This window comes from Lacipirellula sp. (assembly GCF_965279485.1).
In the GTDB taxonomy this organism is placed as follows: domain Bacteria; phylum Planctomycetota; class Planctomycetia; order Pirellulales; family Lacipirellulaceae; genus Lacipirellula.
On sequence record NZ_CBDIIC010000002.1, the window covers coordinates 710745 to 734024 of the forward strand.

Here is a 23280-nt window from a genome sequence, read left to right on the forward strand (position 1 = left end):
TTACGCCCCCGCCGTGTAGCGACGACCGGCGATATGCTGCAGCATGTTGATGGCTAGCAGCAGTCCGAACGACGCGATGAGCATGACGACCGAAATCGCGGCGGCGCCCGCCGTGTCGTATTGTTCCAGCTTCGAGATGATCAGCAACGAGGTGATCTCCGTCCGCATCGGCATGTTGCCGGAGATGAAGACGACCGAGCCGTACTCGCCGATCGCGCGAGCTAACGAGAGCGCGAAGCCAGTGAGCAAGGCGGGCAGGATCGTCGGCAGGATCACTCGCGTGAACGTTTGGAAGCGGTTGGCGCCTAGGCTGGCCGCGGCTTCCTCGCTCTCACGTTCCAGATCAGCAAGTGCGGGTTGCAGGGTCCGAACGACGAACGGTAGGCCGATGAACACCAGCGCCAACGTGATGCCGAGCGGGGTGTACGCGACCTTAATACCCAGCGGCTCCAGGTATTGGCCAAACCAACCGTGCGAGGAATAGACTGCCGTGAGCGCGATGCCCGAGACGGCCGTCGGCAATGCAAAGGGCAGGTCGATCATCGCATCGATGATTGCCTTCCCGGGAAACTTGTACCGAACGAGCGTCCAGGCGACGACGAAGCCGCAAACGGCGTTGATGATAGCCGCCACCAGCGAGGCGCCGAACGTGAGTTTGTAAGAAGCGATGACGCGCGGGTTCCAGACTGCCTTCCAGAAATCATCCCAGCCGAGGCCGGCAGATTTGATAAAGAGTGCGGCAAGCGGGATCAACACGATCAGGCTCAGGTAGGTCACCGTGTAGCCCATCGTGATCCCGAACCCGGGAATCACTTGTCGTTTGGCGAATGTGTTAGACATGGGGGGAGATGCTGAATTATTCGGCGAGTCGCGTTCCCTGGCGGCTCCGAACCGCCCATGACGCTGACTCAAGTGTTCGCTGCGCTATTTGCTGCTCGCGATTTCTTCTTGGATGACGTCGAAAATACCGCCGTCATTAAAGTGCTTGGCCTGAGCCTCAGACCAGCCGCCAAAAACGTCGTCGACGTCGAACAACTCAACCTTCTGGAATCGCTTGAGGTCTTCAGGATCGGCGTGTTGCTCGAGGCTTGGACGGTAGAAGTGCTTGGCCGCCAACTTTTGGCCAGCGGGGGAGTAGAGGTACTCGAGGTAGGCTTGGGCTGCTTCCTGCGCTCCGTGGGCAGCAGCGTTCTTGTCCACAACGGTCACCGGCGGTTCGGCCAGGATGCTGATTGAGGGGACGACGATCTCGAACTTTTCGGGACCAAGTTCCTTGAGAGCGAGCAGAGCTTCGTTTTCCCAAGTGATGAGGACGTCGCCTTGCTCGCGCTGGACGAACGTCGTCGTCGAATCGCGGGCTCCCGACCCAAGCACCGGCACGTTCTCGTACAACTTCTTCACGAAGTCGCGGGCCTTTTGCTCGTCGTTCCCGAACTTCTTGAGGGCGTAGCCCCAGGCGCCGAGGTAGTTGTAGCGGGCGCCGCCCGAGGTCTTCGGGTTGGGTGTGATGACTTCGACGCCCTCCTTCACCAGGTCGTCCCAATCTTTGATCTGCTTCGGATTCCCTGAGCGGACGAGGAAGACAATCGTCGAAGTGTAAGGGCAGCTGTTGTTGTCGAGCCGCTTCTGCCAGTCCTTCGGGAAGAGCTGCGTCAATTCAGAGACTTGATCGATGTCGTAGGCGATCGCGAGCGTCAGCACGTCCGCCTTCAGTCCGTCGATCACGGCGCGAGCTTGTTTGCCGGCCCCGCCGTGCGACTGCTCGACCTTGATTGGCGTGCCGGTCTTTTCTTCATACTGCTTCTCGAATTCGGCGTTGACCTCTTCGTACAGTTCGCGGGTCGGGTCGTAGGAGACGTTCAGCAACGTGATCCGTTCCTTCGCTCCGTCTGAACTCGATGCGCCCGAAGAACCGCAACCCGCCCAGCCTGCAGTGAGGCCAGAGAGGATCAGGAAGGTCGCGAATTTCTTGAGTGACTTCATATAGGCGCCTGGGTTGCGTTTAGAGAGACGGGGCCCCGCTTATGCAGGTTGAATGCCAAGCTAGGTGCCACGACGTAAGTGATTGCTTAGAAACAACTTGCAAAAACCACACAAACGGAAGCCGAGCCGCGATCCGTGATATAAGACAGAAAAAATCCGTGAGATATAATGGAATGTCAGCTTATTTGCTGGAACCCAATGGACGCACGATGGAAAGATTCCGAGAGATCCTGCTCGCTGTCTGGCGCGAAGCATGCCAGCACATCGAGATCAACGAGTCGATTGCCGGAATCGCCGAGCTCCTCGCCGCCCACGTCCCGCTCGACTTCATGACGGTCGAGCGGATCGTCCCCGAACACCGCCTCATCGCCTCGGTCGCTGCCGCTCCCCATCATCCCCCCTCCGGGATGGCAGCAAGCCGGGAATGCACCCCCGAGGAGATGAAGAAGCTCCTCGCCTGGATCAAGCTGGGTAAATTGAGCGCCCCCTATGTACCGGGAGGCGCTCCGGAAGCGACGCTCGACGTCCTGGCAATTCCGCGAGGTGCTCACGATGTCCGCGTCGCTCCGCTCGCTAGCCGGGGCGAAGCGATGGGCGCCCTCGTCGTTGCCGCCAAGCGCGGCGAACGGTTTACGCTCGCCCACGAGGAGATGCTTTCCTGGCTGCAAGAACCTCTGGCCGTCGCTCTCGAGAACGACCGGCGGTTGCATGAGCTTGCCGCGCTGCGCGAAGCGGCCGAAGCCGATCGGAGATCGTTGCTTCGTCGGCTCGGTCGGCAAGAAATCAACGACCACATCGTCGGGGAGAAGCGCGGCCTCGCCCCAGTGATGAAGCGGGTTGATCTTGTTTGCTCTTCGGATGCGCCGGTACTGCTGTTAGGCGAAACTGGCACTGGAAAGGAGGTCGTCGCCCGCGCGATTCACACCCGCGGCGATCGGCGCGACGGGCCGTTTATCCGCATCAACTGCGGCGCCATTCCGCCGGAGCTCGTGGACTCGCAGTTGTTCGGTCACGAAAAAGGAAGCTTCACCGGGGCGTCGGAAACTCGTCAAGGATGGTTCGAGCGCGCCGATGGCGGCACGCTCTTCCTAGACGAAATTGGCGAACTCCCCCACGACGCACAAGTTCGCTTCCTACGCGTGCTGCAAGATTCGTTCGTCGAACGCGTCGGCGGTCGCGAGCCGATTCGAGTCGATGTGCGCGTGATCGCGGCGACTCATCGCGATTTGTCCGCGATGGTGCGGCAAGGCAAGTTCCGCGAAGATCTGTGGTACCGCATCGCCGTATTCCCCATCTTACTGCCGCCGTTGCGCGAACGCCTGAGCGACATCCCGGAACTCGCCTCCCACTTTGCTGAACGCGCAGCAGTTCGCTTCAGCCTCGCTCCGGTGATGCCAACGATGGAAGACATCGAGGCGCTGCGATCGTACTCCTGGCCGGGCAATATTCGTGAACTAGGAGCGGTCATCGACCGAGCCGCTATTCTCGGCGAAGGGCAGACTTTGGAATTGGCTGCTGCCCTTGGCTTCAGCGTCGATTCGGATCGGCGTCCCAACGGCGACCATGCAGCGGCGCCGAGCTTGAGACTCCACGAACCGATCGTGGTCGAGTCGACCGGCGGGATCGGGACGCTCGACGACGCCGTGCGGCAGCACATTCGCGCCGCCCTGAAGCGAGCCCGCGGACGAATCGAAGGCCCCCGCGGCGTGGCGGCCATGCTAGAGATCAACCCTCACACGCTCCGCGCGCGGATGCGCAAGCTGGGGATCGATTGGTCGGAGTTCCGCGAGGATTGATTCTCTTAGCATCGCGTTGATCACCGCAGATGACTCATTGGAGAGATCGAGAATCGAAAGCAAGAGCGCGTGACTGCGATGGCTGTTCGCAGCAGGCGCAGGACTGCGCAAAAACAGAGGGGCCGTGAACCTAAGTCCACGGCCCCTCAAGGCGTTCAATATACGTTGCACAGTGCAACGTGAACCGCCGCACGAAGCTTACTTGCCCTTCTTGGGAGCCGCAGCGGGCTTGCCCTTTCCGGCCGGTTGTTGCTTGGTGCTCTTGGCGGTGTTCTTCGGCTGAGCCATCGGAGGAATCTCCACTCTTAAATAGTCCCGGCAGTCAGGCAGGCGATCATCGCCGGCACGAGTAAATGCTGCACGGTTGGCGGGAGAATATGGAGCTGCTCTAACGCCGTCAAGGTTGATCTGATCGTCGCAGCTTCTCAATCAACGTGGGCGCTCGTCCGGAAAAAGCAAACTTTCTCGCGGTCGGCGGTAACGAGGCGCACACCGTTGCACTTAGTAGCGAAGTGACGCGTTTTCACCGAGAAATGAGCTGGTTTCTGCGCCGCTTGCGGAGCCAAGCCTCCGGAGAAAACGGTCGCGAACCACTCCCGCCCGCGATAGCGGTTCATCTTGAGCCATCGTTACAATCCGGCCAGAATGGGCCAATTGGTTTTTGGACGAACCGCCCGTCGCGGGCACGACGCCCCCTTTGCGCGAGTCTTTTGGCTCGCCTGCGAAAATTGCAACACATGGCCAAGTCCTCGATTCTCGATCGCTATAAGAATCAGATTCTGATCCTCGCCGTCTTGCTGACGCCCTTGGCGTGCTACGGCGCGATCAAGGCGATTGCGAACAATCGCAACGACGTTTCTGACTGGCTGCCGAAGAGCTATCCGGAGACGGTCGAGCTGCGCTGGTTCCGCAAGCATTTCGCCGCCGACCAGTTCATTCTGGTGAGTTGGGACGGCGCTGAACTCGGCGAGGCCCACGACGGGACTCAAGACGATCCGCGGATTCAGAAACTGGCCGACGCCTTACTCGAGGTAAAGCTGCCGGAGAAGGCAGGGGGAGGGCAGGCGTTCACCACGGTCACGACCGCCCGCAGTGTTCTCAAGCAGTTGATGTCGCCCCCGCAGAGTCTCACCCGCAAGCAGGCGACCGAACGACTGGCAGGCGGCCTCATTGGAGCCAACGGAAAGCAAACGGTTGTGATGGCGACGCTTTCTCCTGAAGCGTCAGCCAATTTGAAGTACTCGGTAAGCAAACCGAAAGCTGGCCTCGGCCTCAAGAAGTGGCCGACGTCGCCGCTGTACCAAGCCCTCGACAAAGTCGGGCTCGATCGCGAGACGATCCGGTTGGGCGGTCCGCCGATCGACAACGTGTCGATCGATGACGAAGGCGAAAAGACGTTGTTGCGACTCGCCGGCTTGGCCGGGTTGCTCGGCATTTCGCTCGCCTATTGGTCGCTGCGCAACGTCTGGATGACGGCGCTCGTGTTCATGTGCGGCATTATTTCCGCCGCGGTGTCGCTAGCGATGGTGCCGCTGCTGGGGCATCGCATGGATGCGATTTTGATGTCGATGCCCGCGCTGATCTACGTGCTGGCCGTTTCTGGCGCCGTGCATATTATCAACTACTATCGTCAAGCCTGCATGGAGCAGGGGAACCTCGACCATGCCATCGAGCACGCCGTCGTGCATGCGTGGCGTCCGGCCATCCTCTGTGCCGTCACGAGCGGCATCGGCCTCGCCTCGCTACTTACCAGCGATATTCTGCCGATCGCCAAATTCGGCGGCTTCTCGGCTCTCGGCAACTTCACGATGCTGATCGTGCTGTTCATGGTGTTGCCGGCCGCGATGAAGAAATGGCCGTGGACGCCGCCCGAACTGAAGGCGATGCAAGCCGGCAAAGCCGTTCAGAAGCATGACGACGAACCGGAGTTCGGCGCGGCCGGTTGGACGCGGTTCGGCAATTTCATCCGTCGGCATCATGCGTTGGTGCTCGGCGCGAGCATGGCCACGATTGTGGTACTGTGCGCTGGATTGCCGCGCATTACGACGTCGATCGACCTGCTGAAACTCTTCAGCGACGACGCCCGCTTGCTGGCCGACTATCGTTGGTTCGAAAACAACCTCGGCCGCATCGTGCCGATGGAACTGGTGGTCCGATTCCCGCGCGAAACGCAATTCGAAGCGGCTCCCGACAACCTAGCCCCGGGACAGAAGGTCAACCGCCACACGTTTTTCGAGCGGATGAAGCTGGTCGAACGCATCGAGAAGAGCATTGAGCGTAAGCTCGGCAAAGATGGCGACGACCTGATCGGTGCGACGATGAGCGCCGCGACGTTCGCGCCTGACCTCGGCGGCGATGAAAGCGGCGTCGGCGCCGCCACCTATCGCGGCGTCGTCAACAAACGGCTGCTTGCGTCCCGCAAGGATCTCGAAGAGTCGGGCTTCCTGAGAGTCGAAGGCCCCGACGCGGGTGAGCGCGCCGGCGATGAACTGTGGCGCATTAGCGTCCGCGTCGCGGCGTTCCATGACATTAATCACGGTGAACTCGTCACCAGAATGCGCAACGCCGTCAATCCGGTGCTCACCGCACGTACTGCCAGCGTCGATGCCCTTGAGGGCCTTTCACAGCGTCGCCACGGTCAGCCGAACGGCGCGAAGGTGGTGGCGTTACGACTTCCTGAAGCGAAAGGCGCCACCGACGACGTCGTGGCATTCATCAACACCAAGAACGTCGTGGCCCAGAGCGCGGCGGTGAATTTGGAAGCGCTGAGCGACGAGCAGATTCGGAAGAATCTCGCGCCGTTCGACGGAGTCATCCTGACCGGCGGCTACGGCGCGCACGATTACGAGCGACTACGCAGCGCTGAGATTCCGATCCTCGCCTCGTTCGAATCCGCGGCGAAAGCGGTTGAGCACGACGTGCGCGCCGAACATGGCGCCGCGGGCGTCGACGTCGTCTTCACCGGCGTGATTCCAGTCGTTTACAAAGCGCAGCACGCGCTACTCGAAAGCTTGATCTCCAGTACTTGGTGGTCGTTTATGACGATCACCCCGCTGATGATGTTCGTCTGCCGCGGGTTCGCCGCGGGCGCCGTCGTGATGGTGCCGAACACGCTGCCGGTGCTCGTCGTCTTCGGCGGCATGGGTTGGCTTGGCATTCCGGTCGACATCGGTTCGATGATGGCGGCGAGTATCGCGCTCGGCGTCGCCGTGGACGATACGATTCACTTCCTCGCCTGGTACAAGGACGATCTCAAAAACCTCGGCGATCGCGCCGAGGCGACGCTCTGCTCGTACCGCCGTTCGGCGAACGCGACCTTGCAAGCCGGCTTGATCAACGGGTTGGGGCTTTCCGTGTTCGCCACGAGCTCGTTCACGCCGACGCAGCGATTTGGCTGGCTGATGTTGACAATTCTCGTGGCCGGCATTGTTGCCGAGCTCATCATGCTGCCGTCGATCATGTTCGGTCCGATCGGCCGCGTGTTCGACTTGAAGAAGCGCAAATCGCGGCCGGCGACGGAGCCGATCGACGTCCGCGGGCGAGTCGATTCGGTCCTTTCACCGCTTGACCGCCGGCGCGCGCTCAGGGAACATGGGGCGAGTCTGAAGGTGTAAGCCGCGCCCGTCGCATCGCAGCACAGGGCAGCCCCGCAGAGACTGCCCATGTCTGATGCATCGTCTCAACGCATGACGTTCGCTTTATGGACGGTGTGCATTATCGCCGCGATTGGGTTCGCGTTCGACATCTATGAACTATTGATGCTGCCGCTGATCATCGGCCCGGCATTGCAGGAGCTTGGCGGATTCGCGCGTGGCACTCCCGAATTCACGAAGTGGTTCGGGTTGCTGTTTTACGTTCCTGCGGTTTGCGGCGGCATCTTCGGCTTGCTCGGCGGTTACCTGACCGATCGGTACGGCCGTCGCCGGGTGCTCACCTGGAGCATTTTGCTCTACGCCTTCTCAGCGTTCTTTGCCGGGTTCTCGACGAACCTGTGGATGTTGCTGTTTTTCCGGACGACGACGTTCATCGGCGTTTGCGTGGAGTTCGTCGCCGCGGTCGCTTGGTTGGCCGAATTGTTCGACGACCCGGTGCGGCGCGAGAAAGTCCTCGGCTACACGCAAGCTTTCTCGTCGATCGGCGGCTTGCTGATCGCGGTCGTCAACGGCCTGATCGTGCGACACTCGGCCGGCTTCCCTGCCATCCAGATGCCCTCATTCCTGACGCCGTTGTTCGGCTCGATCGGCCCCAACTATCAGCACGCCGACTGGCGTTACACGTTGATGAGCGGGCTGATCCCCGCCATTCCGCTGATCATTATCAGACCGTTCCTCCCCGAATCGCCGAAGTGGAAAGAGAAGAAGGACGCGGGCACGCTCCGTCGCCCCAGTGTTCGCGAACTTTTCTCTCCCGAACTGCGCCGTACGACAATCGTCACCACGATCATGTTCGCGTGCAGCTATGGCGTGGCGTTCGGCGCCATCCAACAGATGCCGCAAATCGTGCCGGGCATCAACCTCGTGAAAGAGAAAGTCGCGAACGCCGCCAAGGCAGCCCCGAATGAGAAAGCAGCGGCCGTGGCCAGCGGACGCGTCGTTGGCGAAACCGTCGCGAACTACACGAAGTCACAAGAAACGGGCGGACTCTTCGGCCGCTTCGCGCTCGCGATGCTGGTCGCCCACATCGCTAGTCGCCGGGCATTGCTGCGAATCTTCTTAGTTCCTGGCCTGATCCTAACGCCGCTTATTTTCTGGGCCTTCGCGCGCGGCGAGGAAAAGATATTCTTCAGCTTCGATATGAGTTGGCTCCCCGGCTTCCATGAAGTGAACGTCTCGCTGCTCGGCCTCGGCATCTTCATCGCTGGGTTCTTCACGGTCGCACAGTTCAGCTTCTGGGGGAATTACCTCCCGAAGGCCTATCCAGTTCACCTACGGGGTACTGGTGAAAGCTTTGCCGCCAATATCGGCGGCCGGATGTTCGGAACTCCGTTCGCGTTCCTCACTCAACAAATCGCACTGTTCTCGTTCATACCGGGCGCAACCCCGGCAGCAAAGACTGCCGTGGTTGCTGCGGGGATGGCGTTGGTGCTTTTCCTCGCGAATCTCATTTTCTCCGCGGTGCTTCCCGAGCAGGGAGCCGACCACGCTGAATAGCGCCGCGCGCGAACGATTCGCCGCGCGAAACGACAGATTCACAACTAGGCTCGGCGCCCACCGGCGTCGTCTTCTCGATCATGACGCAAGAACCGCGTGTCGCCTGGTTTCGCCAACTGACGCCGTACCACTGGTTCGTCTTTCTCGTCGCGTCGGCGTGTTGGTGCTTCGACTGTCTGGATCAGCGGCTGTTTACGCTGGCCCGCGTTCCAGCGGTCACAGCCCTGATGCCCGATGGAACCGATCCCGGCGTCGTCCAGGCTAAAGGCAAAGACGTCACCGCCATCTTTCTCGTCGGCTGGGGTATCGGCGGTCTGATCTTCGGCGCCCTTGGCGACAAGTACGGCCGCGCGAGAATGCTCACCGTCACGGTGCTTCTCTATTCCGGTTTCACTGGTTTCACGTACTTCAGCCAGACGTTCGCCGGCTTCGCTTTCTTTCGCTTCATGACCGGCCTCGGCGTGGGCGGCGTCTTTGGTTTGGCCGTGGCGCTCATCGCTGAAACCGTTCCCAATGGCGCTCGTACCGGCGCGCTGGGGATGCTGCAGGTTCTCTCAACCATTGGCAATCTCTCCGCGGGCGCCTTCAAAACGCTGTTCGATGCGCTCGAAACGAACAAAGTCATCGAAGCCGGCGAGTCATGGCGCTGGATGTTCCTAGTCGGCGCGTTGCCGGCTGTACTTGTTATCTTCACTGCCAAATTCCTCCGTGAGCCTGAGCCGTGGCTCAAGGCGAAGGCTGAAGGTCGCCTCGGCGGTCATGGAATTTTGACGCCCTACTTCTCGCTGCTCGGCGACAAGCAGTGGCGGCGAAATCTCCTCGTCGGCACCGTGCTCGCCTCAACTGGCGTCGTCGGTCTATGGGCGATTGGCGAATACGCGCCCGACGTGCAGCGCTACATCTTTACCAAACATTTCCAAGAGCAAGGCCTCTCCGAAGCTGACGTGAAGGCCAGCGTCAATCAAGCGATTACATGGGCTTATGTGTTCAACATGATCGGCGCCGCCTGCGGCATGTGGGCGTTCACGCGCGTCGCTATGTGGCTCGGCCGTCGTCCTGCCTTCGCGCTCGGCTTTACGGCCGCGCTCATCGTCACCGTCTATGCCTACTGGCAAATGAAGACGCCGTTCGACGCCTACTGGATGATGCCGTTGATGGGCGCCACGCACCTCGCCACCTTCGCTGGCTTCGCCATCTATCTGCCGGAACTCTTCCCCAGCCGCATGCGGAGCACAGGAACCTCGTTTTGCTACAATATTGGGCGATTCGCCGCGGCCGGCGGCAGCCTGTTTTCAGCGAAGTTGGCAACCGACCTATACGGCCAGTTCCCCACGCCGTTGAAAGAACGCTACGCCGCGATGACGATGTGCGCGATCTTCGTGCTCGGCATCGCCATCCTACCGTTCGCGCCGGAAACCAAAGACAAGCCCCTCCCGGAGTAACTTCGCATGCCTGCCCCAGCCGCCACGCCACGTCCCCGCGTCGTTGTCGTCGGGGGAGGGTTTGCCGGCTTGAATACGGTGAAGTCGCTGAAGCGCGCCGCGGTCGACGTCGTGCTGATCGACCGACGTAACTTCCACTTGTTTCAGCCGTTGCTCTATCAGGTGGCAACGGGCGGCTTGTCGCCGGCGAACATCGCCGCGCCGCTGCGGTGGATCTTCAGCCGGCAGAAGAACTGCGAGGTGATGCTCGCCGAAGTGGTCGGCTTCGATCTCGATCAGAAGCGCGTCCACACCACCCAAGGGGACGTACCTTACGATTACCTGATCGTGGCGGCTGGATCGCGGCATAGCTACTTCGGCCGCGACGATTGGGCGCAATTCGCCCCCGGCTTGAAAACGATCGAGGACGCCACCGATATTCGCCGCCGCGTTTACTCGGCGTTCGAGCAGGCGGAAACGGAGCAAGATCCCGCTGTCCGGAGAGCGCTCCTAAACTTTGCGATCGTCGGCGGCGGTCCAACGGGCGTTGAGCTCGCCGGGGCGCTAGCTGAAATCGCACGGCATAGCCTGAAGCACGACTTCCGCCAGATCGATCCGTCTGAAGCAAGCATCACGCTCGTCGAGGCCGGCGACCGCGTGCTTGGCTCGTTTCCTGAAGACCTCTCAGAGAAAGCGCACGCCACGCTGCAGCGACTCGGCGTTCATATTCGTACGAAGACCATGGCGACGGCCATCGACGACAAAGGCATTGAAATGAAATCGTCGACCGGCGTCGAGCATTGGCCGACTCGCACCGTGCTGTGGGCGGCCGGCGTGAAGGCGTCGCCGCTCAGCAAGTCGCTCGCCTCGTCGTCGAACGCCGATCTCGATCGGGCCGGGCGGTTGATCGTCGAGAAGGACTTTTCGCTCGCCGGCCGGCCCGAGGTATTTGTCCTCGGCGATATGTCGAGCTATTCGCACCAAGGAGGCAAGCCGCTGCCGGGGGTCGCGCAGCCGGCGATCCAGCAAGGACGCTTCGTTGCTCGGCTAATTAATGCGAAGCTACGCGGCAAGACGCTGCCAGAGTTCCACTACCACGACCTCGGCAACCTCGCCACGATCGGCCGGAGCGCTGCGGTGGCCGACATCAAGGGCGTCCACTTCTCCGGCTTCATCGCCTGGTGGCTGTGGCTGGTGGTCCACTTGATGCACATCGCGAACTTCCGTAACCGACTGCTCGTGCTCACGCAGTGGTCGTGGAACTACTTCACGCACGACCGCTCGGCGCGGCTGATCACCGGCGACGTCCCGTCGGACGACGATCTGGCGGCACTGCAGAACCTCGCTGTTCCGCCGAAAGCGGCGCGAAACCTGCCGCCTGCGCAGCCAGCAAATGGCGCGACTACATCGTCGACTTCCACGCCGTAGTAAGCGCGACTTAGTGTGGCGGAGCTTCGTGTCCCGGCAAGTGCGGGGTCGCTGGTGCAGGAGTAGCAGTTGCTGCTCCGTGATTTGCTTCTACCGCCTCGTCGGCATGGGCATCGTGCTGGTCTTCATGTTCGTCCCCGCGCGCCTCACTGGCGTGGAGATCGTGAGCTGGCTCAACCGCCGGCTCAGCATCCGCATGGTGCTGTTCGCCGTGACCAGAGTCACTCGTCGATTCGTGGTGTTCGACCGCATGCTCGTCTGGCACGGCATGCGCATCGTGCTCCACCGACTGCGGCGGAGCCACATCGTGGGCGTTGTGCGACGCGGGTTTCGCCTGCTGCTCAGTCGCGGCGGGCTCGGTCGATTCCTCCACGGCTTCTTGTTCGGCTTGTCGTCGCTCCCAGGGAATCTCCGCCAGGTCGGGCAACAAGATCACGTCGACGCGAGAATTGAGTTTCAATTCCTCCGGCGACAGATTGATTGCTAACGGTTCGTTGCCTTCAGCCTGGCTCAGGCGAATCCGCTCCGGCTCGATACCCAGAATCTGCAACTCTTCGCGTACGCGCTGGCAGCGCGCGAAACACATATCCCAGTGATCGCCGAAGGGACTATCCGAGGGCAACGGGCTGCGGATGCAGTGGGAACGGATTTCGATCCGATTGAGCTTGCCGGCCATCATCGGCGCGAACTCCTGGATCGCCTTCAGTTGCTCTGGCTCAAGGTCGGCTAAGCCTTCCGGAAACAACAGGGTGAACTGGTAGTCGGTGACGTCGCCGGAGATCGCCAGCCGCCGCTTCTGCGGTTGAGCCGTGTGGCCGTACATCGGATCGATGATCGGCTTGGCGGTGCCCGCGGCGCCCTTCTGATGACTCTTGTAGGTAGCGAACGGCTCGCGGAAATAGCCGGCGACGGCTTCCTTGATGCCGGGCTTCTGACTGGTGAGCCACATCACCATGAAAAACGCCATCATCGCGGTCACGAAGTCCGCGTAGGCCACTTTCCATGCACCGCCGCCAGCTGCCATTGAAGTTCTGCTTTACTTTTTTGAGTGGTTGAATGCGAACCACGAAGTCCCGAAGGCTCAAAGGATTCACAAAGGTGAATTGCGATTTTAGATGCTCTTCGTGCCGTTCTTCGTGATTTACAGCCTTCGTGGTGAACGAAATTAGGTCGCGTCGACTTCCTGGAACATCGTCTCTAGCTCTTCCCGACTCGGCCGATTTTCCGACGCGACGCCGCGGCGAGCTTGGTCGATCGCCACCTTCGGCGGCAAGTCATTCGCAAAGCCGGTGATGATCGTCGCAATCGTCCGGAAGAACGCGATCTCGGCGAGGCCGAGCAACTCCATACGAGCCGCCAGCGGAGCGACGAAGCCGTACGACATCAAAATTCCGAGGAACGTTCCGACGAGCGCGGCGCCGACCTTGTGACCGATTTCAGCCGGCGGCCCGTCGATGTGCCCCATCGTGATGACGATGCCGAGCACCGCCGCGACGATGCCGAAGCCCGGCAAACCGTCGGCCGTCTTCGACAACGCATGCGTCGGCAAGTGATGTTCTTCCTCGATCACCTTCAGGTCTGCGGCGAACAGCGCCGGCAATTGCTCTTTGCGCGCCGTGCCTTCCACAAGTGGCGTTAGACCGCTGCAGATAAAGTCGCAGACGTGGTGGTTGTTCGCCACGCGCGGGTACTTGGTAAAAATCGAGCTCTCATGCGGATGAGCGACGTGGACTTCCAGGCCCAACAATCCTTCGCGGCGAGCCGTGCGTAGCAAGTCGTACATCAGTCGAAACAGGTCGCCGTACATCGCTTTACTGAAGGGGGAGCCTTTGATGGCTTGCATGATCCCCTTCATCAAGTCGATGAGCACCTTCTTCGGCGACATGACGATGAGCGCGCCGAGCGAGGCGCCGCCGATCGTGACGATTTCCGACGGATGGATCAGCGCGCCAATATGGCCGCCGGCCCAAGTAAAGCCGGCGAGCACGGCGCCCACCACCACGATGCATCCCACAATGACGATCATCTCGAAGTCCTAATCCCGCCGCCGGCGTTGGTGCTTAGCTGTTCAATTCCGGCTGGCGCCGCGTCTAGCAAATGGACGACCCCGCGGCGCACTCGGGCGGCGGGCGGTATCGCCGCGGAGGGCGGGAAACCTCGAAAATGTAGGTCACTTCGGTGCAATCGGAGGCCGCGGGATGATGCAGGCCGGTTGTAGCAGCTGGCGCGACTGAAGGCCTTCGCAAGCCGCCGGAAACACCGCGAGGAAGGCGGCAGACCCCGCTAGCGCAGTCGCGGCTGGCGATTCGGGCATTCCACGAGCCGCAAAATCCGGGAAATCGCCCACTTTTCGCGGGGAGATCGGCCACAAACTGGCATTAAGGATGGAGCCGTGCCGCTCGCCGCGTTTTAGCGGAATCGAGTATCATGGCTACTGTCGCCGCCACGCCCGCCGGGGATGGTGCTGACCTTGTCTTAGTTGGGGAAATCGACGTTGGGAGCAGACGGCACACGGACCCGAGAACACCGCGCCCCAGGAGGCGGCAAGCTGCTCACGATCAGCAACTGGGCGGCTGCGCTGGCGTTCGCCTGCTGCGGCTCTGCGGCCATCGCGGCTGAAGCCCCCAGCTACAACCGCGACGTGCGGCCGATTCTTTCCGACCGCTGCTTTGCTTGCCACGGCCCCGATTCAGGAAACCGCGCGGCCGAGCTGCGGCTCGACACCGAAGAGGGCGCCCACGAATGGGCGATCATGGCTGGCGACGCCGATTCGAGCGAGGTAATCAACCGCGTCGCAACCGACGATCCCGATCTGCAGATGCCGCCGTTGGATGCGAAGAAGCCCCGGCTCACCAAGCGTGAGATCGACGTCCTCCGCCGCTGGATCGACGCCGGCGCCAAGTACGAACCTCACTGGGCGTACGTCCCGCCAGTTCGCCGCGAACCGCCCGCCGTGAAGCAGGGCGACTGGCCTCGCAACGAGATCGATGCGTTTATCTTGGCGCGGCTCGAAGCCGAAGGGATCTCCCCCTCGCCAGCTGCCGACCGCGCGACGCTAGCTCGCCGCGTCTACTTCGATCTCACTGGCCTGCCGCCAACGCCGGCTCAGGTTGATGAGTTCGTCAACGACGCCCGTCCCGACGCGTACGAGCAACTCGTCGACCGGTTGCTCGCCTCCGAAGCCTATGGCGAACGGATGGCGTCGTGGTGGTTCGACCTGGTGCGATACGCCAACACCGTGGGCTACCACGGCGACCAGGAGCATCGCATCACGCCGTATCGCGACTATGTGATTAAGTCGTTCAACGACAACTTGCCGTTCGACCAGTTCACCGTCGAACAGCTTGCCGGTGACTTACTCCCCAATCCCACGATGTGGCAGCAGGTTGCGAGCGGCTACAACCGGCTCCTGCAAACGACGCACGAGGGGGGCGCCCAAGACGCCGAATACCGTGCGAAGCATCTCGCCGATCGCGTTCGCAACGTCTCGGAAACCTGGCTGGGCGCTTCGGTCGGTTGCGCAGAGTGCCACGACCACAAGTTCGATCCCTACACGTCCGAAGACTTCTACAGTCTCGGCGCTATCTTCGCCGACGTCGACCACTGGGGAGCCTTCGACAAGATTTCCAAGAATACGACCCCGACCGAACGTCCGCCTGAAATGCTGGCTTGGACGTTGCCGACGTATCGGAAAATCGCTGAGGTCGACGCGAAAATTAGCTCAGTCGAGAAGCAACTCACCGGCAACGTCGACGCTAAGTGGCCGCAGCAGCAAAAGCGGCTGGTGAAGCTCCGGACCGAACGTGCCAAGCTTGAAGGCGAGTTCGAGCCCACCATGATCACCGCCGCGACGACGCCTCGCGAAGTTCGCATCTTGCCGCGCGGCAATTGGATGGATCAATCGGGCAAAGTCGTAACGCCGCGCGTGCCGGCGTTCATGGGTGAAATCGAGACCGACGGCCGCCGGGTGAGCCGGCTCGACTTGGCTCGTTGGCTCGTATCGCGCGAGAACCCGCTCACCGCCCGCGTCGAAATCAATCGCCTCTGGCAGCGGCTGTTCGGCGTCGGCCTGTCAAAGATGGTCCTCGATCTTGGCTCGCAAGGCGAATGGCCCGCGAACCAGGAGTTGCTCGACATGCTAGCCGTCGAGTTCATGGAGAGCGGCTGGGACGTCAAGCACATGATGCGGTTGATTGTCACTTCAGCCGCGTATCAGCAGTCGTCGCTGCCGCGTGAAGAGTTGGAGGCAATCGATCCCGAAAACCGCCTCCTCGCACGGCAGTCGCGGTTCCGACTCGACGCCGAAGAGATTCGCGACAATGCCCTGGCCGTCAGCGGATTGCTGGTGATGCAAACCGGTGGCGGCGTTTCGCGGCCTTACCAGCCGGCGGGATATTACGCACCGCTCAACTTCCCCGAGCGGGAATATCAGCCAACCCTCGACTCGGCGCAGTTCCGCCGTTCGGTCTACGTCCACTGGCAGCGGCAGTTTCTGCACCCGTGGCTGCTGGCGTTCGACGCCCCCACGCGGGAAGAATGCACGGCTCAGCGTCCGATCTCGAACACCCCGAGCGCCGCGCTCGTGCTGCTGAACGATCCCTCGTTCGTCGAAGCCGCTCGAGCCCTCGCGACGCGCGTGCTCACAAGCAACGCCGCCAATGAAGCCGGTCGACTGGAATGGGCCTGGCGAACCGCGGTCGGCCGCGCGCCGCAGGTCGAAGAGTTGGAGTTACTGCAGCAACTGCTGACGAAGCATCGCAACCACTTCGCTGCGAACCCGGACGAGGCCGCGGCGCTCCTTCGCGTCGGCATGACCGAGGCAGATCCGAAGCTCGTCCCGGCAGAACTCGCTGCCTGGACCTCGGTGAGTCGCGCGCTGCTCAACCTCAACGAAACCATCTCGCGCAACTGATGAACGCGCTGTTCCGATTGACGAACCGACTGCCATGAAGCCAACGCCTTTCGAAGCCTGGGAACGCCTGGTTGACCGCCGTACCTTCGTGGGACAGGCCTCGCTCGGGCTGGGAACGATGGCGCTGGCCGGTTTGCTGCAGCGACAGGCGTCGGCCGCTCGCGTTGATGCAGGGCAGGGGGGCGCCGCGCCGCTCGCGACATCGCGCGGCGTCGTCAATCCGCTCCACTACGCTCCGCGGGCGAAGCGGGTGATCTTCCTCTGCATGGCGGGCGGTCCGTCGCAGTTCGAAACGTTTGACGACAAACCAAAGCTCGCCGAACTCCACGGCCAGCCGATGCCGGAGTCGTTTACGAAGGGCCAACCAATCGCGCAGTTGCAGGGGAGCGCACTCCTGGCACTGAGGCCGCAAGCGAAGTTCCAGCGTTACGGACAATCAGGCCAGCAGATCAGCGACCTGCTGCCGCACACCGCGAAAATCGCCGACGACATCTGCATCATTCGCTCGATGCAGACCGAGCAAATCAATCACGACCCGGCCCAAACGTTCCTCAACGCCGGCACCAGCGTGTCGGGCCGCCCCAGCATGGGCGCTTGGATCAACTACGGCCTCGGCAGCGAAAGCGACGATCTGCCCGGCTTCATCGTGATGAAGAGCCTTTCCGACAGCCGGCCGCCGCAGCCGATTTCCTCGCGGCAGTGGCACAGCGGCTTCCTGCCGAGTCGCTTCCAAGGCGTGCCGGTCTACTCGCAGAACGATCCAGTCCACTTCGTCAGCAATCCGCCGGGCGTCGATCGCCAGCGCCAGCTCGACGTGGTCGAGACGATCAACGGCCTCAACAAATTTCGCGACCTCTCGGAGCAGAACCCCGAAATTGCCACACGGATCGCCCAGTACGAACTCGCGTTCCGCATGCAGGCGAGCGTGCCGGGTCTCGTTGATATCTCCGACGAGCCGCAGCATGTACTCGACATGTACGGAGTGAAAGGCGCCGACGGCTCCTTCGCCTACAACTGTCTGCTAGCGCGCCGCATGGCCGAACGGGGCGTGCGCTTCATTCAGCTCTACCACCGCGGCTGGGATCACCACAACGGCATCAAGAAATACATCCCCGAGGCTTGCTTCTCCAGCGATCAGCCGAGCGCAGCGCTCATCACCGATCTCAAGCAGCGCGGCATGCTGGAAGATACGCTCGTCGTCTGGGGCGGCGAGTTTGGCCGCACGCCGATGGCCCAAGGCGACGTCGAGGCCCCCATGGTCGGCCGCGACCATCACATTCGCGGCTTCTCGATGTGGCTCGCCGGCGGCGGCATTCGGCCGGGCGTCACTTACGGGACGACTGACGAGCTTGGATACCACGCCGCCGAAAACCCGGTCCACATTCATGATCTCCACGCCACGATGATGCGGCTGCTGGGGATCGATCACGAGCGGCTCACCTACCGCTACCAAGGCCGCGACTTCCGCCTCACCGACGTCGCCGGCCACGTGGTCGACGGCATCATGGCGTGACGGCGTTACTACCGCACGCTCGCGTGGCCTTGCGAGTCGCGGCAGACCCGCTCAATCGCTTCGTCGAGCGTCTTGCACACGACGAAAAACTCGCCGAAACCGGTCGCTTCGACGGTGTCGCGGAGGTCGCCATTCATGCCTACCAGCGCCAGCTCGCCGCCGCGAATGCAGACGAGGTGGTAGAGGTGGAGCATCATTCGAAAGCCCGTGCCGGAGACGTCTTCAACTTCCGACATATCGAGCACGAGGCTCTGCGCCGGTTCGAGCGCCGCCGCGAGTTCTTCCTGATAGCCGGGGGCGTTGTGCCGCGTGATCGCGCCGCTGAACGTCGCAAGCAGGGCGTCGCCGTAAAGTTCGTAGGTAAGTGTGCTCATCGAGCCAGTGCCAATCATCGTGGAAGGCGCCCTTCGGTCGCCTGACCGGCAACCATAGGCCACGAGATCGACTTGCCACGCGACGATTGCGGCACTCCCCACGGCCACGCCGCGTGAAAAACGCTGGCGAAGACGGCGATTGCGCAAAGTGATGAAATCAGGACGCTCAGGCCAGAAATGGCCGAGTTGAATCGGTAGAACCGGCACAGCCGGAACCGCCGGAACCGCCATCGCCGCGGGGCGGAAACCAGAAATTCCGCCAGCTAGCTCTACCGCGTCAGCATAAAGCCCGTCATCAGCGACGCCGTGCCGAGACTGCCGGAGTCGAACCCGCCGAATTCAATCCAGTCGTTGGCGAACTCAACGTCGGCGGTCAGCAGAATGTTGCAGGTGTCATACCTGCGGCTGAGCAGGATTGCCTCGGTACCTAACAGCAGGCCGCCGAAGGTGTCCGTATTCAGAAAAGTCGACTGAATGTTGCTGTTCGCCGAGGGAACGACGTCGAGATGCTTGATGAAGCGGCCGCGCACCGAGCCCATCCGACCGCCGAACCGCGTCGCAAACCGCAGCCGCGGATCTTGGCCGCGGCGGTCCACGACGTCGCCCCAATACCAACCGAGAGCGAGATTCACCGACGAGCGTTTCACTTCGAGCAGGTTGACGGTGAACGCATCGGCGACCGGCGTTTTTGTATTGGTGATCGTGTTCGTCTCCACGCCGTCGACCACGCGCGTCGTCTGCCCGACCGCCGAAAGGTAGCCGCCGCCGAGATCAAAGAACATGTTGCCCGGCGCGAGTCCGGGGGCGAGCGCCTGACGGAAGCCGCCGTTGACGCCCCAACCGAGCTTTTGGCCCCCTTCGAGAATCCCCTCGCCGATGGTGAAGTCGACGCCGTACCGCAGGTACGGCCCCGAGATCCAGTTGATCGGCATGTTCCCCGGCAGGTAGCTCGGCTGGTCCTCTGGACCGACGCCGAACGGCGGTTCGTGATCGTCGTAGTATGGCGAGCCGGCGACGCTGCTCGCCGCACTGAGCGGCTGTTCGAGAGCGATCTCGTCGGCGAGCGGCGTCGGCTCGCCTTCGACGATGGTTTCCATATTCGCAGACGCTGGGCTCACTGACCGCGACTCGGCCCCTTGTAAGTACTCCAGCAGCGTCCCTTCGCCGCGAACCGATCCCGCAGCAGCGAACCAGACGAGGCTCCACGCCGCCAATGCCCACGGCGCGCCGCGGCGCGACAAGCGAGCCGCCAGGCGGCGCAAGATGGGGATGAGGCGTGGCACGTTAAGCAGCTGTCCGACGAGGCGCGTGGCATGATCGCACGATCTGCGATCTCATGCTCTAGTTCGTCCCGTCGAGCTGGCGGAGTTTAACGATTCCAGAGGCTTTGCCAGCTAGCAGCGCCGGCGCCTCGCGCGAACACTCACGCGGCTCCGGTGCGCCGCACCAGTCCTAGTTCCACCGCCGGGCTGGCGCCGACGAGCTGCTTGCGGCGCATCGCCAGCAAATGCCGCGTATCGGCGACGAGCGTGAGGATGCCGACTAGCGCTTCATCTCCGTGCATTTTTCCGGCGGTATAATCTTCGATGGCCGCCTGCTTCACTTGCGCCAGTCGAGACTCCAAATAATCCAAAAACTCACGGGGGAGCGTGGGCGCCGCTTCGTCGAGCTCGTTGCCGTGCAGCAGTCGTTCCACCCGCTGGACCTGCCGCATGTGGACGTCGGGAGGCACTGCCCGCAGCCCGCGAACGAATCCCCAGATAGCTAGAGATCCGGCGATCGTCGCGCCGAAAACGCTTAGCGCATCAGTCGTCGGCCCCAAAATCTCGTCGACGTTGATCGGCCGCCGCGCTCGCAAGAATGCCTCGGCGCCAGGATGAACGGGAAACTCTGGATTCGCGTTCGTCACGTCGAGTTTGATCTGCGCGTGTCGAGCGACGGCGTCGGTGAACGATCTTAAGGCGTCCCGCAACGCGTCGCTCGGCGTCGCTTCGTTGGCGACGAGCAGCAACCGCAGCCCAATCGTTTCGCAATCGCCGGCCGGCATCGCGGGATGAATCCCGTACGAAAACGCTGGAATCACGACCTTCTCGACGCGATCGTTCCGCAGCCCGCCCGCTTCTGCTCCGTGGTGTCGACGACTATCGAGGTGCAACGCCGTCGCGAACGGCAACGAAATGAGTTGATAGTCGCACTGCCGAACCAATTCATCCACAAGATCCGACGGCAACGAATCAACGATGAACACCGCGTCGGGAAGCTGCTTCTCAAGCTTCAAACGCTCGCCGACCGACGCCGAGCGCCACGCGACTGCCTGATCGTGCAGTTGACGCTCGGTGGCGTAGTCGGCCCCGAAATCAGCCGGCGTTGTCGCCGAGCCGGCCTCAAGCCCCGCCAACCGAAGCAGATCGAGTGCGAGTCGGCAACCGTTGGAGCCTGCTTCTCCGAGGGAAATATGCCGGCCGCGAAGCATTTCCAACGACGGCCCCTCCGACGCGCTGGCGATTTCGCGCCGCACGACCAGATGAAGCGGCTCGACGCCGAGTGCCGCCACCTGTCGCACATTACTGAACTGGGTCGCTGGCAATCCGCCGAGGACGAGCCCCATGTCGAGCTTGCCTTCATTCACCGCCTGACAGATCCCATCGGAGTTCGTTCCCGCGCAGACGGCGACTTCGACGTCGCCGCTGATGCTTGCGGCTATCTGGCTGGCCATTTCCGAGCGCAGTGGACAGACATTGCCGGCACTCATGGAAAGTCGTGTTGGCCCGCCGCAGTAGCAACGGCAATAGTTGTAGGCAGCGATGCCCAGCAGCAACACGCCTAGCACGCCGCCGCCGATCGTCCACCATCGTCGCTTTTGTTCCATCGCTCGCATCTCCGCATGACGTTGCGACACGCGCAACAAGCGTGCGGAGAGTAGCAATTGCTAGCAACGTCGTCGACGCTGATTTTCAGCAGCGGTAACGCTCAGAAGGTCGAATGCTAGCGTGTCGAGAACCACCGCACGATGCGGGGATTGAAATCCTCGAGCTGTTCCCAGTGGAAGGCGTGCCCCGCGTCGGCGTAGAGGTAGAGTTCGCAGTTCGGAATCGCTGCGGCGACCTCTTCAGCCATCCATCGCGGCGTGAAGATGTCGTCCTTGCCGCCGATAACGAGCGTTGGGCAGCCGATGCGGCCCAAGTCGCCCAGCACATCGTGGGTTACGCAGGCGTCCGCTTGCGCTTCGAGGGCATGCAGCGGCTGCGGCGCCTGGTCTTCGGTCGCGAGCAGGCGGCCATCCAGCAGCGTCTGGTAGCCGGCGTCGCTGTCCCAGTACGGCTTGGTGAAGATGAGGAGTTGAATGTAGCGCACGAACTCGGCCGCCGTCAGCTTCGCTTTGGCAACTCGGAGATGCTCGAACACATCGCGGGCGTAGCGGTCGCACCGCGCCCAGGGGCACATCAACACGAGGCTCTCCACCCGTTGTGGATGGCGAATGGCGAGTTGCTGGGCGATCGCGCTCCCCATCGAACAGCCGATCACTTGAGCGCGATCGATCTGCAACGCGTCCATCAGACCTGCATAATCGTCGGCCATCATTGCCGACGAATACGGCCCCGGCGGCATGTCGCTTTGGCCGACGCCGCGATTGTCGACCAGGATGCAGCGAAAGCGCTTGCTCCACAGCGCTGTATGGTTGGACCAAACGCTTCCCGGCCCAGTGATCCCCATGATGCAGACGAGCGGCGGCCCGGCGCCTGCTTCTTCGTAGTAGAGCTTGATTCCGTTAGTTTTTACGTGAGGCATCGTGTACCGTTCCAAGCTAGATGGCATGATCTACTCGGGATCACCAATCGTTCACGCAATCGCAGGGATGAGAGTCTCGCGAATCCAACGGCCATCATGCAGCGTCACGCCGTCGGGGTCGTCGACCGCTTGTTCCGCTTCATCTTCGCAAATGATCCAACCGCCGTAGTTCCAAGACTTCAGCCACTTCGTCACGCCGACAAGGTCGACCTTGCCGGCACCCATCAGCGCAAACTCCGGCTGGCCGTCCCAATCCTTGAAATGGACGTGGTTGATCAGCGGCTGCCACTGCTGCATCGTCGCGAGATGGTCCATGCCGCCGTTGATGATGTGTCCCACATCGGGCGTCCAACCGGTCGCCTGCGAATCGAGACCGTTGAGGATGACCTCGTAATCTTCGGCCGTGCGATTGATCGACGTCGGCGGCGAATTGGGATGGAATGACGCTCTCACGCCGCGTTCTGCGGCACGGCGCGAGACAGCGTTGAGATTCGCGACAAGGTTTTTTCGCCGCTGCGACAAATCATCGCGGCTGGTCGGCATCTGCACCGTGCAGAGCAGGGCCCCGGGGAACTGCGCGAGCAGGTCGATCACGCGATCTGCCTCGGCTCGTTCGTGCTCGGTCTCTGTTGGATGATTCCACTCCAAAACCAACGCGATAGCGGCCAACTGCACCTGATACTTTTGCAATGCCTCCGTCAGCCGTTGCGGATCGGCCAAATCGCCCATCCAGAAGTGAATCGGCTCAATGCCCGTCATGCCGGCTTGAGCGGTGATCTCGATCATGTGCTCCAGCCGGTTCGCATGCGTGGCGCCCGCGCCGCTCATGAACCACGTGTAGCACTCGTTGCCGAAGCGAAAGGAGAGGGGGTTCGTCGACATAGCGATTGAGTTTAGGCGAGACCCGCAATTGG

Annotated in this window: 16 protein-coding genes; 7 read left to right on the forward strand and 9 right to left on the reverse strand. The window is 61.9% G+C overall.

The window, feature by feature from the left end; genetic code table 11:
* Entirely contained in the window at positions 1-840 is an 840-nt protein-coding gene (cysT, locus tag ACQY7R_RS10405; RefSeq protein WP_428305537.1) for a sulfate ABC transporter permease subunit CysT, read from the reverse strand.
* Positions 841-924: 84 nt separating this feature from the next.
* Positions 925-1983, reverse strand: coding sequence for a sulfate ABC transporter substrate-binding protein (locus ACQY7R_RS10410; protein WP_428305538.1), 1059 nt, complete (start codon positions 1981-1983; stop codon positions 925-927).
* A gap of 209 nt (positions 1984-2192) precedes the next feature.
* Here ACQY7R_RS10410 and ACQY7R_RS10415 point away from each other — a divergent pair, with 209 nt between their 5' ends.
* The 5 genes from ACQY7R_RS10415 (at position 2193) to ACQY7R_RS10435 (ending at position 11778) form a co-directional block, all read left to right on the forward strand.
* On the forward strand, positions 2193-3779 hold the full coding sequence (locus ACQY7R_RS10415; RefSeq protein WP_428305539.1) for a sigma-54 interaction domain-containing protein: 1587 nt from the start codon (positions 2193-2195) through the stop codon (positions 3777-3779).
* A gap of 737 nt (positions 3780-4516) precedes the next feature.
* A complete protein-coding gene (locus ACQY7R_RS10420) occupies positions 4517-7393 on the forward strand; it encodes an efflux RND transporter permease subunit (RefSeq protein ID WP_428305540.1) in 2877 nt (958 codons plus the stop codon).
* A 48-nt stretch (positions 7394-7441) separates the two neighbouring features.
* Positions 7442-8929, forward strand: coding sequence for an MFS transporter (locus tag ACQY7R_RS10425; RefSeq protein WP_428305541.1), 1488 nt, complete (start codon positions 7442-7444; stop codon positions 8927-8929).
* Between the two features lie 80 nt (positions 8930-9009).
* Complete coding sequence (locus ACQY7R_RS10430; protein ID WP_428305542.1) at positions 9010-10371, forward strand: MFS transporter; 1362 nt, start codon at positions 9010-9012, stop codon at positions 10369-10371.
* A 6-nt stretch (positions 10372-10377) separates the two neighbouring features.
* Entirely contained in the window at positions 10378-11778 is a 1401-nt protein-coding gene (locus tag ACQY7R_RS10435; protein WP_428305543.1) for an NAD(P)/FAD-dependent oxidoreductase, read from the forward strand.
* Positions 11779-11788: 10 nt separating this feature from the next.
* Here the strand turns inward: ACQY7R_RS10435 and ACQY7R_RS10440 are convergent, their stop codons facing one another.
* Positions 11789-12802, reverse strand: coding sequence for an OmpA/MotB family protein (locus ACQY7R_RS10440; protein ID WP_428305544.1), 1014 nt, complete (start codon positions 12800-12802; stop codon positions 11789-11791).
* Positions 12803-12943: 141 nt separating this feature from the next.
* Positions 12944-13804 carry a flagellar motor stator protein MotA gene (gene motA, locus ACQY7R_RS10445; protein WP_428305545.1) on the reverse strand — a complete coding sequence of 287 codons (861 nt, stop codon included), beginning with the start codon at positions 13802-13804 and terminating at the stop codon, positions 12944-12946.
* A 468-nt stretch (positions 13805-14272) separates the two neighbouring features.
* On the opposite strand from motA, the gene ACQY7R_RS10450 reads away from it, so the two are divergent.
* Positions 14273-16690 (forward strand): PSD1 and planctomycete cytochrome C domain-containing protein, encoded by a 2418-nt coding sequence (locus tag ACQY7R_RS10450; RefSeq protein ID WP_428305546.1) that lies wholly within the window; start codon positions 14273-14275, stop codon positions 16688-16690.
* 34 nt (positions 16691-16724) lie between these two features.
* Positions 16725-18203 (forward strand): DUF1501 domain-containing protein, encoded by a 1479-nt coding sequence (locus tag ACQY7R_RS10455; RefSeq protein WP_428305547.1) that lies wholly within the window; start codon positions 16725-16727, stop codon positions 18201-18203.
* Positions 18204-18211: 8 nt separating this feature from the next.
* On the opposite strand, the gene ACQY7R_RS10460 is transcribed toward ACQY7R_RS10455, so the two are convergent.
* From ACQY7R_RS10460 to ACQY7R_RS10480, 5 genes are all read right to left on the reverse strand, one after another.
* Positions 18212-18577, reverse strand: a complete 366-nt coding sequence (locus ACQY7R_RS10460; RefSeq protein ID WP_428305548.1) for an STAS domain-containing protein — start codon at positions 18575-18577, stop codon at positions 18212-18214.
* A 269-nt stretch (positions 18578-18846) separates the two neighbouring features.
* Complete coding sequence (locus tag ACQY7R_RS10465; protein ID WP_428305549.1) at positions 18847-19860, reverse strand: hypothetical protein; 1014 nt, start codon at positions 19858-19860, stop codon at positions 18847-18849.
* A gap of 140 nt (positions 19861-20000) precedes the next feature.
* A complete protein-coding gene (locus tag ACQY7R_RS10470) occupies positions 20001-21446 on the reverse strand; it encodes a hypothetical protein (RefSeq protein ID WP_428305550.1) in 1446 nt (481 codons plus the stop codon).
* Between the two features lie 116 nt (positions 21447-21562).
* Positions 21563-22366: an alpha/beta fold hydrolase gene (locus ACQY7R_RS10475; protein ID WP_428305551.1), complete on the reverse strand. Its 804-nt coding sequence runs from the start codon at positions 22364-22366 to the stop codon at positions 21563-21565.
* 51 nt (positions 22367-22417) lie between these two features.
* Positions 22418-23248 (reverse strand): sugar phosphate isomerase/epimerase family protein, encoded by an 831-nt coding sequence (locus ACQY7R_RS10480; protein WP_428305552.1) that lies wholly within the window; start codon positions 23246-23248, stop codon positions 22418-22420.
* Positions 23249-23280 lie beyond the last annotated feature (32 nt).

Excerpts from the sequence above, each read along its gene's own strand:
- ACQY7R_RS10420 (WP_428305540.1), top strand. The coding sequence starts at position 4,517 with ATGGCCAAGTCCTCGATTCTCGATCGCTATAAGAATCAGATTCTGATC.
- ACQY7R_RS10430 (WP_428305542.1), top strand. The coding sequence starts at position 9,010 with ATGACGCAAGAACCGCGTGTCGCCTGGTTTCGCCAACTGACGCCGTAC.
- ACQY7R_RS10440 (WP_428305544.1), bottom strand. The coding sequence starts at position 12,802 with ATGGCAGCTGGCGGCGGTGCATGGAAAGTGGCCTACGCGGACTTCGTG.
- ACQY7R_RS10460 (WP_428305548.1), bottom strand. The coding sequence starts at position 18,577 with ATGAGCACACTTACCTACGAACTTTACGGCGACGCCCTGCTTGCGACG.
- ACQY7R_RS10475 (WP_428305551.1), bottom strand. The coding sequence starts at position 22,366 with ATGCCTCACGTAAAAACTAACGGAATCAAGCTCTACTACGAAGAAGCA.
- ACQY7R_RS10455 (WP_428305547.1), top strand. The coding sequence starts at position 16,725 with ATGAAGCCAACGCCTTTCGAAGCCTGGGAACGCCTGGTTGACCGCCGT.
- motA (WP_428305545.1), bottom strand. The coding sequence starts at position 13,804 with ATGATCGTCATTGTGGGATGCATCGTGGTGGTGGGCGCCGTGCTCGCC.
- ACQY7R_RS10470 (WP_428305550.1), bottom strand. The coding sequence starts at position 21,446 with ATGGAACAAAAGCGACGATGGTGGACGATCGGCGGCGGCGTGCTAGGC.
- ACQY7R_RS10425 (WP_428305541.1), top strand. The coding sequence starts at position 7,442 with ATGTCTGATGCATCGTCTCAACGCATGACGTTCGCTTTATGGACGGTG.
- ACQY7R_RS10410 (WP_428305538.1), bottom strand. The coding sequence starts at position 1,983 with ATGAAGTCACTCAAGAAATTCGCGACCTTCCTGATCCTCTCTGGCCTC.
- cysT (WP_428305537.1), bottom strand. The coding sequence starts at position 840 with ATGTCTAACACATTCGCCAAACGACAAGTGATTCCCGGGTTCGGGATC.
- ACQY7R_RS10435 (WP_428305543.1), top strand. The coding sequence starts at position 10,378 with ATGCCTGCCCCAGCCGCCACGCCACGTCCCCGCGTCGTTGTCGTCGGG.
- ACQY7R_RS10480 (WP_428305552.1), bottom strand. The coding sequence starts at position 23,248 with ATGTCGACGAACCCCCTCTCCTTTCGCTTCGGCAACGAGTGCTACACG.
- ACQY7R_RS10415 (WP_428305539.1), top strand. The coding sequence starts at position 2,193 with ATGGAAAGATTCCGAGAGATCCTGCTCGCTGTCTGGCGCGAAGCATGC.